Source organism: Methanomicrobia archaeon (genome assembly GCA_016930255.1).
GTDB lineage: Archaea > Halobacteriota > Syntropharchaeia > Alkanophagales > Methanospirareceae > JACGMN01.
On record JAFGHB010000046.1, the window covers coordinates 19,297 to 34,413 of the forward strand.

13 protein-coding genes and 1 pseudogene are annotated in these 15,117 nt (G+C 47.3%); 11 read left to right on the forward strand and 3 right to left on the reverse strand.

Annotated elements, in window-relative coordinates; translation table 11 throughout:
• Positions 1–3 precede the first annotated feature (3 nt).
• The 3 genes from JW878_06860 to JW878_06870 form a co-directional block, all read right to left on the reverse strand.
• Positions 4–1,389 (reverse strand): sodium:alanine symporter family protein, encoded by a 1,386-nt coding sequence (locus JW878_06860; GenBank protein MBN1762778.1) that lies wholly within the window; start codon positions 1,387–1,389, stop codon positions 4–6.
• A gap of 436 nt (positions 1,390–1,825) precedes the next feature.
• Entirely contained in the window at positions 1,826–2,251 is a 426-nt protein-coding gene (locus tag JW878_06865; GenBank protein MBN1762779.1) for a type II toxin-antitoxin system VapC family toxin, read from the reverse strand.
• Positions 2,230–2,460, reverse strand: coding sequence for a hypothetical protein (locus JW878_06870; protein ID MBN1762780.1), 231 nt, complete (start codon positions 2,458–2,460; stop codon positions 2,230–2,232). Before JW878_06870 ends, JW878_06865 begins: the two co-directional genes overlap by 22 nt.
• A gap of 357 nt (positions 2,461–2,817) precedes the next feature.
• Between JW878_06870 and JW878_06875 the strand changes: the two genes are divergently transcribed.
• From JW878_06875 to JW878_06925, 11 genes and pseudogenes are all read left to right on the forward strand, one after another.
• The gene (locus JW878_06875; GenBank protein MBN1762781.1) at positions 2,818–6,285 is read left to right on the forward strand and encodes an Eco57I restriction-modification methylase domain-containing protein; all 3,468 of its coding nucleotides are present in this window, start codon (positions 2,818–2,820) and stop codon (positions 6,283–6,285) included.
• Complete coding sequence (locus JW878_06880; GenBank protein MBN1762782.1) at positions 6,278–7,309, forward strand: DUF1016 family protein; 1,032 nt, start codon at positions 6,278–6,280, stop codon at positions 7,307–7,309. The genes JW878_06875 and JW878_06880 overlap by 8 nt, the downstream gene beginning before the upstream one ends.
• Entirely contained in the window at positions 7,306–10,467 is a 3,162-nt protein-coding gene (locus JW878_06885) for a hypothetical protein (protein ID MBN1762783.1), read from the forward strand. Before JW878_06880 ends, JW878_06885 begins: the two co-directional genes overlap by 4 nt.
• A 258-nt stretch (positions 10,468–10,725) precedes the next feature.
• A complete protein-coding gene (locus JW878_06890) occupies positions 10,726–10,947 on the forward strand; it encodes an AbrB/MazE/SpoVT family DNA-binding domain-containing protein (protein ID MBN1762784.1) in 222 nt (73 codons plus the stop codon).
• Positions 10,934–11,320, forward strand: a complete 387-nt coding sequence (locus JW878_06895; GenBank protein ID MBN1762785.1) for a type II toxin-antitoxin system VapC family toxin — start codon at positions 10,934–10,936, stop codon at positions 11,318–11,320. The genes JW878_06890 and JW878_06895 overlap by 14 nt, the downstream gene beginning before the upstream one ends.
• 91 nt (positions 11,321–11,411) lie before the next feature.
• Positions 11,412–11,987, forward strand: coding sequence for a nitroreductase family protein (locus JW878_06900; GenBank protein MBN1762786.1), 576 nt, complete (start codon positions 11,412–11,414; stop codon positions 11,985–11,987).
• A gap of 225 nt (positions 11,988–12,212) precedes the next feature.
• Entirely contained in the window at positions 12,213–12,461 is a 249-nt protein-coding gene (locus JW878_06905; protein ID MBN1762787.1) for a hypothetical protein, read from the forward strand.
• Positions 12,462–12,901: 440 nt separating this feature from the next.
• On the forward strand, positions 12,902–13,339 hold the full coding sequence (locus JW878_06910; protein MBN1762788.1) for a pyridoxamine 5'-phosphate oxidase family protein: 438 nt from the start codon (positions 12,902–12,904) through the stop codon (positions 13,337–13,339).
• A gap of 86 nt (positions 13,340–13,425) precedes the next feature.
• Positions 13,426–13,794 carry a hypothetical protein gene (locus JW878_06915; GenBank protein MBN1762789.1) on the forward strand — a complete coding sequence of 123 codons (369 nt, stop codon included), beginning with the start codon at positions 13,426–13,428 and terminating at the stop codon, positions 13,792–13,794.
• Between the two features lie 33 nt (positions 13,795–13,827).
• Positions 13,828–14,336 (forward strand): annotated as a pseudogene (locus tag JW878_06920) (type 1 glutamine amidotransferase).
• Positions 14,337–14,691: 355 nt separating this feature from the next.
• Positions 14,692–14,910, forward strand: coding sequence for a TRAM domain-containing protein (locus JW878_06925; protein MBN1762790.1), 219 nt, complete (start codon positions 14,692–14,694; stop codon positions 14,908–14,910).
• Positions 14,911–15,117: the final 207 nt, after the last annotated feature.

Here is a 15,117-nt window from a genome sequence, read left to right on the forward strand (position 1 = left end):
CAGTCAGAACGGGAAATAATCCTTGAACAAGTTTACCACAATCTTACTTAGCAGAACTAACCCGATCAAGTTGGGAATGGCCATCAGCGCATTGGTGATATCAGAGAAAAGCCAGATATCCACGAGGTAGGTAGCCGCGCGTGGAAGGTCCACGACACCGGCACCGATGACGAGCCCCACCAGGAACACAGCATAGTATACCTTGAGGAATACCTGGTAGAATCCGGGGTCTTCTGACACTCGTTTCAGAAAGTATGCGAGGCACTGCTTGCCGTAGAATGACCAGGTCAGTATGGTGGTAAAGGCAAATAGCACCATGCCGAATGTTATCACCAAATCGCCCGCATAGCCGATCTGGGAGTTGAATGCGTGGATGCTCAGCGAGGTGCTGGTCTTGCCGGTCTCCCACGCACCGGTGGAGACAATGGCCAGCCCGGTCACGGAACAGACCACGACGGTATCAACGAACGGCCCGAGCATGGCAATCAAGCCCTGCTGGACGCTGTGTGGTGTCATTGCCGTGGCATGCGCCATGGGCGTGCTGCCCATACCCGCTTCATTGGAGAAGACCCCTCGGGCGATGCCGTACCGCACGGCTTGAGCCACGGTAGCACCGGTGAATCCGCCAACCGCTGCGTGGCCTGATATGGCGCTCTCGATGATCAGCACGAAAGCCCCGGGTACCGCCTCGAAGTTCAGTATCAAAACGACCATGGCCGCGGAAACGTAAAGAGCAGCCATGAACGGCACCAGATTCCCGGCCACATAGCCCAGTCTCTTTATGCCGCCAATGACCACCAGCCCCACTACAACTGCCAGCAGTAAGCCCGTGACAATTCCGGGGATGTGGAACGTATCCTTTACTGCAAGGGAGAGCGAGTTAGCCTGGGCCATATTGCCGATGCCAAAGGACGAGAAGACGCAACAGGTAGCAAATGCCATACCCAGTGCCAGGCCCAATCGCGGATTGTTCAAGCCCCGTTCAAGATAATAGAATGGTCCGCCGATCATGGTACCGTCAGGCAGCTCTTCCCGGAAATGGATGGCAAGTGTAGCTTCGACGAACGTGGTTGCCATGCCCACGAGGGCGGTCAGCCACATCCAGAAGAGCGCGCCCGGACCGCCGAGCGAGATTGCCGTGGCAACGCCGGCGATATTGCCCGTGCCGATGGCGCCCGAGAGCGAGGTCATAAACGCACGAAACGGCGATATGTCCCCTTCGCCCTCTTCCTTACGGGTGAGTATGAGCCGGAGCGCAGACGGCAGTTTACGCGCCTGAAGTCCCCGTAACCTGAGCGTGAGGAATATGCCGGTCCCGATGAGCAGAAGCATCATAACCGGACCCCAGACAATAGCATCGACCGCGGTGAGAATCTGGTGTATCATCATTTATGGCATCCTCCGATAAGCAAGCCCTCTTCCACACATATGTTACAGCCATCCGCTACTGAAGTACAGAGCAGGCACGTAAGCAGGCACGAAACGAAGGCTCAGGTGTGGCGTACTGAAACTATACCGATACGAAGGATAGATTTATCGCGGAGTAGAAAAGCTTTTCTGTCTGTCCTGTGGCTGCCTGCTGAATGAACTACTCTCGTTCGGTATCTGTGACACATATGCGCTGGTGCTCTCTCGGCAGCCTCCAAACACGTTCTTTGCGGCACTAGTGAACCTGCCCTTTTCGACGAGGATAAGGTAGAGGGTGAAGAGGTAAGTGGAATGCTGAACGAGAGTGCGTCCATATGATATAGTATAGTTCCGTCTATCAAGGGTTTACTAGTCAATCAGGCAATACCTAACGGTCAGATTATACGCACGCGCTGTTCTATTTTAGCTCTCTAATGTGCGTCAGATTTATAAGATCCTTAGCTTTGGCTACCAGTTCTTCATCCGCAGTCACCAAGCGCGCATTGACGATCCCGGCCAGAGCAACATAACTGGCGTCGTAAACGGTGATATCGAGATCCATCGCCACTTTCGCTACCTTTTGCCCGTAGGCCAGCCGTAAATCCCACAGTTCTATTCCGTACCGCTCCAGGGATCTGACAACACTCATCAGTGCATCCTTTGTGTATACACCACTGTATCGCAACGCGTTAAGAACCTCATAGGGCATAATACAGGGGCTCGCAAGTTCAACCTTGCCGCTGATGTACTTATCTCTGAGCCGAAGCGCTTCAGTGCTGTAAACTTCCTCCAGGAACCATTTTGCGACTACAGACGCATCAATTACGACCTTCTCTGCCGCCATCGTTTTATCTCCCGGGTACTGTCCCAGCCTTCAGGAGCTTTTTTGCGGAGCCGCTCGTTCAACAGAACAGCTTCCGCGAGATTCCTGCTGCTTCCCTCCTTTATCTTCGCTTCCACGGTGTTCCGTATCACCTCACTCCAGTTGATATGCTTGAGCTTCTCCATTTCACGCTTTAACTGCTCATCCACGCGCACGGTTACCACGGGCATAGTTGTACATTATTGTATAGACGTATATAAAAATCTTCTCAAGCCGCTCGGGTAAAGGCTGGTTGTTTGTAAGTAACGTAAGGTTTGCACTGCTTCACCTTTTTCGCTTCCGGCTTGCTGCCGTTGCGCAAGGACGCAAAGCACGGGCTACAAAACAAAAGCCCCAGGTAGCAGCAATCCGAAAAAGCATGAGCGTGAACCTGCCCTTTGTCTACGCGGATAAGAACGAGCGTGAAAACGAAAAGCAGTGAGTAGGGGCTAGGGAAAGCATAACGTCAAAAAAACACACAAACAGGAAAAAAGCGAAAGCCATATATAGATGTTTTGTCTTAGGTAAAACTTGACACAGGTGCCATGATGGTGAGTACGACAGATTGGCGAAGAATCCTACCAGTTCTTCAAGATCTAAATGACATCGAAACCCTAAGAAGACTCTTTATCGACGAACTGAATTATGATTATGAAAACCAAGATCTGGTTATCGAATATCCTGAGAGTATACGCGAAGCGATACACTCGACGAAGATAATTGCAGAAAAGGGCGCGTTTAAGATTGTTCTCTGCAACATCGAGACTCTTTTAAAAGGCATTGAACTCCATGCTGTCAAAGCTATCTCGCGTTACTATCTCTATAATCTCATCGTTTTTACGAATCCAAAGAGCGACGAGTTCCATTTCGTGAACACCAAATATATTGGCGGTATAAGACCCAATAATGTTCGCGGATTCCGGAGGATCACCGTTGGTAAAACCGAGAGGCTGAGAACCGCTGCGGATAGATTGGCAAGAATATTCGCTCCCGAAGGCATAGCGCCGTCGGCTCTGATGGCTCAATGTGAAGATGCCTTCGATGTCGAGGCAGTCTCTAAAGCGTTCTATGAAGAGTTTGTGAAAAGATACAAGGATTTAAGAGACGCTATTAAATCGCATAACCGTCTGCTGGATAAAAAGGACGCTGACAAGCTGACGCAAGAGATTACAAACCGCTTGATATTCCTGTACTTCATCCAGAAAAAAGGCTGGCTCAATCAAGATTACAGCTTCCTTTACAACGGCTTCACACGGCTAAATTCAGAAAACCGGGAGTTTTACAAAGAGTTCCTCGTGCCGCTCTTTAAGAGGCTCTCTGACCCTGATTTCGACCATCCTGAGTTTGAAACGATTCCATTCCTTAATGGTGGTTTGTTCGAGTTCGATGACGGGCTTGAGGGTAACGTCACTATACCAAACGACGCCTTCAAGAGCCTGTTTGATGACCTGTTGGAACGATTCAATTTCACCATACGCGAGGACACCGAGTACGAAGAGGAAGTCGCAATCGACCCCGAGATGCTGGGCCGAATCTTCGAGCAGCTTATCCTTTCGTTAGAATCCGAACAGTTCAAAGATATTCCTGATCCCCGTCGCGCATCGGGCAGTTATTACACGCCACGCTTTATCGTCTCGTTCATGGTGAAACAGGCGCTTTTGAATTATCTCGTCACTGAATTACCCCAAATTCCAAGAGAAGCGTTAAAGGCGCTCGTGTTCGAGCTCTCTACCGAGGGAATTGACGACCCGGCACTTGTAAAGGAGAAACTCCTCGTATTGAAGATCGTTGACCCTGGTGTCGGGTCAGGTGCCTTTTCCGTCGATATCCTCAATAAATTGGTGAGTTTGATCGAGAAGCTCAATGAGCACTTAGGCACACAGGAAGAGCGGTATTACTTGAGAAAGAAGCTCATTGAGGATTGCATTTACGGCGTTGACTGCCAGGAGAGAGCGGTGCATCTTGCACGGCTGCGATTGTGGCTCTCCTTAATTGTAGACATTGAAGTTGAAGATCTCGGGGCTATTCCACCGCTGATTAACCTCGATTTCAAAATTGTCAGAGGCAACAGCCTGGTATCAAAGATCTGCGGCTTCTCGTTTGATCTCGAAACCCAACTGAGTGGCAAGGTGAAGAAATCAGAGGAGCAGATGAGGCTGCTGGGGTTGCGAGGGAAATATAACTCCCTGAAACTCAAATACGCCGAGGCGATAACGGCTGCCGAAAAAGAGAAGCTGAAATCGCAAATAGACAAAACGAGACGGGAAATCACCATCTGGGTGCTCGAGCGTATCCGCACCAAGAAGGAGAAAGATTTGAAGGCCGTAGGTGCCCAACGCACCCTGGTCGAAAAGAGCACAAGGGAGCTTGCTAATGAAGAGCGCTTGAGGGAGGCGATTAAGCAGGAATTATCAGATATCGACGAAAAGATCAGGGAAATCAAAGCGGGCAAGGAGATCGATGCGTTCAACTGGGAGCTGAACTTCTTCGAGGTGATGGACGTTAGTAGAGGCGGGTTTGATATTGTTATTGCCAACCCTCCTTACGGCGTTGCGGTTGATAAATCGATTTCTAATGCGGAATTTGGTCTCGGTAGTAAAGACAGTTACGGTGTCTTTGCTGCGCTTGGTGTAAACATCTTAAAGCCCGGCGGCACGCTCTGCTACATCATGAGCGATACGTGGCAGACCATCCGAACGCACTATCCGTTGAGAAAGAAACTGTTCGAAGAGACCAAAGCGCAGTATCTCATATCCGTGCCGATGCGGACATTCAAAGCCACCGTTAACACCGGCATTTATCTCTTCAAGAAAAGCGCTCCTGACAAGATTAAAAACAATTTTATTATAGCTGCAGACTTCCACGGGCGGGATATCAAAACCGGGGATTTAGAAACCGCCTTTGATACCTTGATTCAAATTGAACCAGATGAGACTGCGCAAGACGGGTATACCATCATCTCAGATGAAGAGAAGGCGATCTATGTCTACCGGCAGAAGATGATCAAACGGTTTTCCAATCTCTCGTTCTTCATCGCCTCGCCGAAATTATTTGCGCTGATGGACGATACTACAAACGTTATCCCGGGGAATCCGCCGGTGATGAGCGTCAAGTTCAATGGAAAAGCTATTGAACTGGTGAGACTTGGAAATATTGCAAAGGTACTGGCGGGGCTTCAAACCAGTGACAATAAGTATTATTTACGGCAATTTCCAAATACCAAAGGTTCGAATTACCGGGAGATTGACTTAAGTCTCGTGTTAAAAGAAGAAGAACTTGAGAAGATAAGAGAAGATGAGAAACTGAAGCAAGAGATCATCGAAAAAGGTATATCCACAAACCCGATACATCAACACCGATATTTTGGTGGTAGATACTTTGTCCCTTATGACAAAGGTGGTGCATCAGATGTTGAAGAAGGCTGGCTGCCAAACTATTATGTGCCTACGCCTTACTTCATCGACTGGTCTGAAAAAGCAGTGAAAAATCTTTTAGAAGGCACACTCATCAGAGCGCAATCAAAAAAACCATATCCAAGAAATATTAGGTATTACTTCAAAGAAGGAATTAGCTTTTCTTCGAGAGGCTTGTTTTCCCCAACCTTTAGATTGGGCTCTATTTCACCATTTGATAAAGAAAGTTCTTGCATTTTTGTGGATAATGAATATTGGTATCTAGGTTTGCTCTCTTCTAAGTTTGCAAAATTTATATTTAGATCTTATATTCAACATACCGTATCATCTGATGTTGATTCATTGAAAAAGATAATAATACCCTTTAATATATCCAACAATAAAAAAATTGAAGATTATGTTATATCTATTATTTCAACACAAAAACAAAATCCAAAATATGACTACATGACCAACGAGCAGCTTGAGATTGATAAGCGGGTATACGAGCTGTACAATCTCAACGAAGAAGACATCCAGGAAGTTGAGAACTGGTATTACCGCAGGTATCCGAAGTTAGCACACGCGATTGAAGAGCGGTTGAAGGCGAAGAACAATGGCTGAGTTGAGCGAATACACGGCGTTTCTGAACGAGCTGAAAGTAAAAATACGGCACGCGCAGTACCGGGCATACCGGGCGGTAAACAGGGAACTCATCGCTCTTTACTGGGATATCGGCAAGTCCGTTGTGGATAAGCAAGAGGAACAGGGCTGGGGCTCGAAGATCATCCAGCAGCTCTCTCACGATTTACAAACTGAGTTCCCGAGAAATAGCGGGTTCTCCTACGCAAATCTGGACCGGATGCGGAAGTTCTATCGCACCTACAAGGATAAGCCAAAACTCGCACAGCTTGTGCGAGAAATCCCATGGGGGCAGAATATCGTTATCCTCGAGAAACTGAGTGATGACTATCAGCGCGAATATTACCTGCGCATGACCGCCCGAAACGCATGGAGCAGAAACGTGCTCGTGCATCAAATAGAAACCCGATCCTTTGAACGGTTCTTGGCAGAGGCGAAAAGTCATAATTTCGACGAAACACTGCCCGTAACAATGCTACAGGACGTAGAGCCGCTCATAAAGGATAGCTACATGCTTGACTTTCTTGACATTGCTGCAAGTATAAAAGAGCGCGAATTAGAGCGCAAGCTCCTGGAGCATATCAAAAGTTTCCTCTTGGAACTCGGGAAAGGATTTTCTTTTATCGGGCATCAATATAAAATTGTGCTGGGCGAGAATGAATACTTCATCGACCTGCTCTTTTACCATCGTTACCTGAAATGCCTGATCGCCCTTGATTTAAAAATCGGTAAATTCATTCCGGAATACGCGGGGAAGATGAATTTTTACCTTAACCTTCTGGACGATACCGTTAAACTGCCAGATGAAAATCCCTCCATCGGGCTCATTCTCTGCAAAGAGAAAGACAATATTGTCGTCGAATACGCTTTGAGGAATATCGAAAAACCGATGGGTGTCGCAAAGTATTATTTGACCAGAAGATTACCTGCTGAATTAGTAAAACAATTACCAGCTCCCGCGGTCATTGAAAAGAAACTGAAAGAACTGGAGGCGAGCGGGAGATGAGTATGCCAGAATATTCCGATATCATTGACAACCGGAATCGCTACCTGAAAGACGAGATAAATGCGTGCCTTAAAGGAACGGAAGAGGCGAAATTCGCCGTCGGGTATCTCTTCCTCTCGGGATTTAATGAGATCGTCACCAACATTGCACATCTGGACGGACTCAAACTTATCATCGGCTCGACATCTAATTCGCAGACCCTTGAGGAGATTGCCGAAGGTATGGCGCGACGGGAAGAGCTCGAAGAAGCTGCTGAACGATTGAAATACCAGAAATTAACCGATAAAGTCGCGATCGTTGATACGGTAAAGAACAAAATGGCCCGCAACATCGGTAGTCTCGAGCAGTCAGAAGAGAATGAGCTGATGCTCTCTTCGCTGCAGGAATTAATCGCAGCGGAAAAGGTGAAGATCAAGGTTTATACAAAACAGCGGCTCCATGCGAAGGCATATCTCTTCAAATATGCCCCTGAATCTGCAGAACTGGCGAGAAGTACCGGCATTGCCATTGTTGGCAGCAGCAACCTCACACTCTCCGGCTTCAAACACAGCACTGAGTTGAACGTCTATGTACGGGATAACAAGAGTTATAAAGAGCTTGATTCCTGGTTTGAGAATCTGTGGAGCGAATCCGAACCTTTCAGTGAAAAATTCAGGAACTCACTTGAAGATAGTTGGGCCTTAAGGTTTGCCGATCCGTATGATCTCTATATCCTAACCCTCTACAATCTCGTGCAATCACGGATGAAATTCCGCTCTCGTGTCCTCTTTGACTGGAGTCGAATGCCGCACCTGTATACGTTCCAGAAAAAAGCAGTACTGCAGGCATACGAAACCTTGAACCGTTACGATGGCGTCTTTATCTGCGATGTCGTGGGGCTCGGAAAGACTTTCATCGGTGCCGCATTGGTCAGCCAACTGGGTAAACGAGCAGTTGTTATTTGCCCGCCACGCGTGCAGAGCATGTGGGACGAGTTCGGTGAACGCTTCCAAATCGACATCAAAACTGTCTCGCACGGCATGTTGAACAAAGGCGTTTATGATGAGAACAGCGAACTCTGGAAATGGCGCGAGCGAGACGTTGTGCTCATTGACGAGAGTCACTATTTCAGAAATTCCGACACCAAACGGTATGCCGAACTACATCCGTTTTTGGTCGGTAAAAAGGTCATTCTCGTCACCGCAACGCCGCAGAATACTTCCATCTGGAATATTTACAATCAGATACGACTCTTCAATCAGGAAGGCACAAACGATTATCACGTACCTGGGGGCTCTCTCAAGGAGTTCTTCAATATGGTGGAATATGGAGATTCGAGAATAGAAGAGTTACTCACGAAAATCTTGATCCGGCGAACACGGACATTCATAAAGAAGCAGTATCAGTCGCAGGAAGGGGAGTATGTCGCATTCCCGAAGCGGAAACTCGAAACCGTTTCCTACAACATTGATGAGACCTATAATAATCTCTTCGGCAAGATAGAAGAGGCGTTAAAGAGGCTCACCTATGCGAAATACAACCTCTGGCCATTCGTTAAGGAAGAGAAGAGAGGTGAACAGGTTTACAGAGATTTGAAAAAGGTAACAGGACTCTTGAAAGGATTGCATAAAGTTATGCTCTTTAAACGATTGGAGAGCAGCATATTTGCGTTTTCTGAAACTATCAGAAGATTGTGTAGAATTCACAAGCGATTTCTCGCTGCTTTAGAATCAGATATCGTCCCTGCCGGCGAAGAAGCACAGGATTTGATTTACAGCGAGGATGTTGATATCGCAGATATACTGGGAGACCTAAAGGAAGCCTCAAAAAAATATCAGGTGACCGACTTCAGAATAGATGATCTTAAACGCGACCTCCAAAATGATATTGAAATCTTTGAGGACATCGCAGAATTTTTGGGACGTGTCCCTGAGAGTAGTGATAAAAAGTTTGACGAATTACTGAAAATAGCCCAAAGACACAAGGGGGAAAAGTTGCTTATCTTTTCGGAATACGCCGATACGGTCAAATACCTCCATAAACGATTAAAAGGAAGGGTCGAGAATCTCGAGTTTGTAACCTCAAAGACGAAAGATGCAGTGTCAATTATTAAACGATTCGCCCCGAAAGCTAACGAATACATCATTAAAGGCGATGAATCTCCGATTGATGTTGTTGTTTCCACCGATGTCTTCAGTGCTGGCTTGAACCTTCAGGACTGTGGCACCGTGGTAAATTATGATCTTCACTGGAACCCCGTGCTCCTCATCCAGAGAATAGGCCGCGTTGATAGAATAGGGACCGAACATGATGTTATCAGAACCTACAACTTCCTCCCGCATAAACGAATCGATGAGAAGATCTCACTCAAGGAGCGGGTTTCTAGGAGAATCCAGGAGATACACGATCACATCGGCGAGGATGAAAAGATCCTCGATGAATCAGAACGACTGAATGAAGAAGCCATTTATGCCATCTACGATAAAAAAGATGTTGACAGCATAGAGGAGCAAATGGATGGAGAAGAATTTAATATCGAAGAAGCAGAGCTACTCATCGATAATCTTGAAAAGAATAACACCAAATATTTGCGAGTCATTAAAAACCTGCAGCTTGGTACACGAAGTTGTAAGAGGGACGAACATTACAGAGGTCTATTTGCTTATTTCAGAAAAGACGATTTCGAACAACTCTATGTCCTTAAACGGGACGGAGAGATCATGTCAGACATTGGAAAGGTGATCTCTGAGCTGAGATGTCCCGATGAAGAGAGACTACTTTCTGTGACCCACGAAGACAAAAGATTAATTTACGCCGGATTAAAAACCTTAGAAACGCGATTCAAAACAGATTATCAGCGTAATGTTGAATTAGAGTCCAAAAAGGATCCAGTCATCCAAAAAGTCGTGCAAAGACTCGCACAGCTGAGAAAGGAACTACAGAATGAAGAAGACTCAGCACTGATAGACGAAATAAGCAGCGTATTGAACAGGGGTATTCCTGATAGGGCGCTAAAGGAGCTGAGACGGCTTGAAAGGACGAAAGTCAAGGGGAAAGAGTATCTACAAGGCCTTGTGGACGTATATAATCGGTATAGAATGGGGGATTTAAAAGCCGAGGAAGTGGTAAAGAAAGAATATAAACCTATTGAATTAGTCTGCTGCGAAGTGTTAAAATAAAGGCATAATTTGCAAAAAGGAGATGAGAAATAACCCCCTGCTCGGTCTGCATCGTTCACACGCTCACGCACCTAGGAATGAACGCCTGAACCGACCCGGAAACGGCGAACCAGCACTGAAACAAAGCTTGATACGGGTAGTTGCATCGCTCACGCATCTGCGCTGCAGAACCTGGGCTAACGCTGGAAAATGGCACAATCTTATATATGCTAGTACCATGAATAGTACATATATAGTAACGTACCATGAGTGATGGAAATGGGTGAACTGATAGCTATGGATAAAAGTGGGCGGATCATCATTCCCGCGAAGATCAGGCAGAGATACAGGACGAATAAATTCGAGATCCGTATCGATGACGATAAGATCGAATTACGTCCGGTAAAGCCGTTAGAATCGCTATTTGGCGCGCTTCCTGAACTCGATCTCGCAACGATACGCAAAGAGCATGCCGACGAGGTGGACGATGAGCACTTCTAGCTCTAGCATCCTGGTCGATAGCTTTGCATGGCTCGAGATCCTCCAGGGCTCTGAAAGAGGCAGGGCTGCTTTGAACCTCATAAGGCAGAGTGAAAAGGTGTTTATCTCGGTTTTAAATCTCTATGAGCTGCGATATCGGATAGAACAGCTCAAAGATGAGCAAACCGCAAATGAGTTCCTCAAAACTATTCAAGTTCATGCGAAAACGATCAATGTCGACGACGAGATCGCACTACAAGGCGCTCAGCTCAAATTAAAGTACGGGTTAGGCGCGATTGACTCACTCCTGCTTGCAACTGCACGAGTTCACAATCTGAAGCTCCTAACCGGCGATAAGCATTTCGAAACGATGCCTGATGCGATACTGATATGAATATGAGTGCCGTTATCTTCTTTTAGGTTGGTGGTGTACTGTAGTATAGAGTAGTGTAGAGTAAAGTAGAGAGGTGAAGCTTTTCATGAGTATGATACGAGATTTAATCCTGAAGAACAGGAGCTATCGCCGCTTTTATCAGGACGCGACCATCGACCTCCAGACCCTGCGCGAGCTCGTTGATCTCGCACGACACTCCGCATCGGGCGGCAATATGCAACCGCTCAAGTATATTCTCTCCTGCGATCCCGCAAAGAACGCACTGATCTTCCCGCACCTCGTCTGGGCCGGGTATCTCAAAGACTGGCCCGGGCCCTTGGAAGGTGAGCGGCCTGCGGCGTATATCATCATCCTCTGGGACAAAGAGCTCGCAAAACACGCTATCGGTTGTGACCACGGCATAGCAGCGCAGAGTATTCTCCTCGGTGCCACGGAACGAGGATTAGGCGGGTGCATGATCGGGTCGATCGACCGGTACGGACTCGGAAAAGACCTCGAGATCCCGCGCCGCTTCGAGATCCTTCTTGTCATCGCGCTTGGCAAGCCCAAAGAAACCGTCGTCCTCGAGACCGTCGGGCCGGCCGGAAGTATCGAGTACTGGCGGGATAACGAAGGGGTACACCACGTGCCCAAGCGACCGCTCGATGAGATCATCATCGCTCAGTAAGGTACGAGAAAGAAGAAAGATAGATCAAGATAGACCAGACCGTGTGTGTATCTGAGCGGCTGGAGTGCTCGTAACTTATACGACTAAAAACGGCTACGGAAGACGCGGCTCGTGGACGTACAGTACAACTCAAAGCAGATCAAAATCCTCAATCGAATCAACTGGATCGGAACCATACCTTATATATACTTATGGCGCGAACCTATAGTGATAGATAGTGTAACCATGAAAAAACTGATAGTACGCAGTCAAAGAACCACTTCGGGCACGATACACCACTTGCGGGTCGAGGGCGTGCAGGATATAAACGACGTCCGAACGATTTATAACGAACTCCCGGGCGCCCGCGAAAAAGTTCACTATAACACTAAATTCTATCAGGGGACGTTGGAACTGATCGTCGGGAACGTCGACATCAATCAACTGTTAGCAACGTGCGGCTATGAAAAAGTTAAAAATTACATCATGGTATGACGAGAAATGAGCGGCTCGTACTCGTAGTAAACCGGGCAATCGACTTATCTATCAGGGCGGATAGTATCTATCGTAACGAGCACGAAGAAGCGGTTATTATGGCGAAGCTGCTCCTCCAGTTTTTAAAGCTTTATATAGTAAAAAGTTATAATATTAATCGCCCATGCCAGTGCACGTCTAAAAACCCCACACATCTTCCCCTTCACGCACGATACCGATCGATCACCTCGTCTAAATCTAAAAATACGGCTACAGCATCACCAATACAGTACAGAGAACTCAGGATACATACATACGGCAAATCACCTGCATTCATCATCTGCATTTTCATTCAATACTGGCTGGCGATTGCGGCATGGGCAATACCTGTGAATTGGTGGTTACCACGACCTCAACCTTTAAATGACTGCAAGAACTAATCAGAACGTTAGTGAGCACAAATGAATCTACAAGATTGTATTACGTTTGCCAACGAGAATCCTGTGGCGAGTGTAGCAACGATTGAAGGCGATCAGCCACGCGTACGGCTGTTCGCGATGTGGTTCGCGGATAAAACTGGGTTTTACTTCCATACTGGTACGATAAAGTCTATCTACAAGCAGTTACAGCGCAATCCGAAGGTGGAGCTCTGCTTTTACAATCCGGGAGACGCACTGGGAGGCGGTAAAATGCTGCGAGCGTCCGGCGTGGTGGATTTTGTCGATGATACCGCACTCAAAGAGCGTTTGTTTGAAGAGCGCCCCTTCCTCAAGGCCATCGCGGCAAGCCTGCCGAGCGATCACTCGGTGGTTATCTTCCGCGTGCATAAGGGCGCAGCGTGGTTCTGGACAATGGAGATCAACACGCGCGAGTCAGAAGCCGAACGAATACCGTTCTGAATCGGGATCGAGTGAACGAGGGCAGCGAGCGAAGGTTCGTGTGCTAAAACCTTCTTATCCAATACCACCGAATGTGAAATGAAGCTATGTATACGTTGCTCAAGCAACTGGGCATCGAAGCGGAAGAAAAGGGCAAGCAAGAGCTCGAAGGGCCTGCGAAAGCGATCAAAACCGCGTTCTACAGAGTGTTAGCGCCCATTGTCTTCAATATTCAAACAGAAACGGAATGCTATTGCTACATATTTCAGAAGGACGGCTCCGTCACCCTTCTCACGGAATTGGATGACAAACCGGACGTTACACTCATCGGCCCCTATGAAGAAGTGCTCTATCTGTTACAGACGCGCGATAAAGAGCGATTTGAAATGGCGCAACGCACGCGGACAATAAAGATCGACACCAACACGTTTCAAGGTTCGCTGGCCGTTACGAAGCTCCGAGAAATGTTCTTATAATCCACGAGGCGGGAGGTTAGGGGAGAAATAAGAATGAGTGAAATCGCGGTACTTATTACCGATTTGTTTGGAGATGTGGAGTACACGAAGCCCGCCGCAGCATTCAGAAAGGCAGGGCACGATCTGATCCATATCGGCATAAACGCGGGACAAACGGTCAGGGGTAAGAAAGCGGGAACGCCCGTTAAAATTGACCGAGCAGTCAAAGACATCTCCGTCGACGAGTTCGACGCACTCCTGATCCCAGGCGGGTATTCACCCGATAAGTTGCGCGTTGATTCGGATGCGGTAAATTTCGTTAAAACCTTCGTCGAAAGCAATAAGCCCGTATTCAGCATCTACCATGCGCCACAGCTCCTTATCACCGCGCAGGTTCTCGCCGGGCTAAAATAACGGGTTGGAAGTCCATCATCCAGGATATCAAAAACGCGGGCGCGGAATACATCGATCATGAGGTCGTCGAGGACGGCAATCTCATATCGAGCCGTCAGCCAGGCGATCTCCCCGCGTTTATCGCCGCCTCGCTCGCGAAATTGAAATAACGGGCTGCGGTGCGGTCATTTCATTCTCGATAGATACGCTCCCTGTTGTGATTCGCACGCGGCGCGAAGCGAAGCTTACAAGAAGCGATAGTGCTTGCTAACTAAAACCCGACGTGAATAGGGAACGAAAGACGGCTGTGAGAAGGGCGTTTCGTATACCGAATGGATTGCAATAATCGTCGTCGTCTTAGTGGTGAGCCCGCGTCTTTCTGTCCATTTATTTATATGTACAAAGACTATAATTTTGTTCAAGTGGTAGCGCGGAATGAGCGACTTTTATTGTAAAGGACGCGATTTCGCGTTGTATCACGAACTAAAACGAGAAAGGAAGGAATAAAAGGAGGTCATGTAAGGTATGGAATATAGTGGAGAAAGAAGGGGTTTCAGTGCCCCTATAAATGTTGGCGAGACCTACGACGTCACGATAGAGGACGTAGGTAGAGAAGGCGACGGTATCACCCGAGTAGAGGGTTTTGTGGTTTTTGTACCCAACAGCCAGAAAGGGGATAACGTGAAAATCCGCATAACGAAAGTATCGAGGAGAGTTGGATTTGGGGAAGTAGTTACGGAATAAAAGATCGTTACGCTTCTAACATAGAAAACGACTTACCAATGCTATAGCGTTACTGTTATAGCATTCCTCTTTTTTATTTTATCTGAGGATTTTGAAAAACCCCTAAAAATAGCAAAATACGACCAAAAAGTATATAAAGGATGGGGCGATATGAGAGGTAAATCAAAATCCTCATCTATCTATCGTATCGTCAACGCTTTGCTTTGT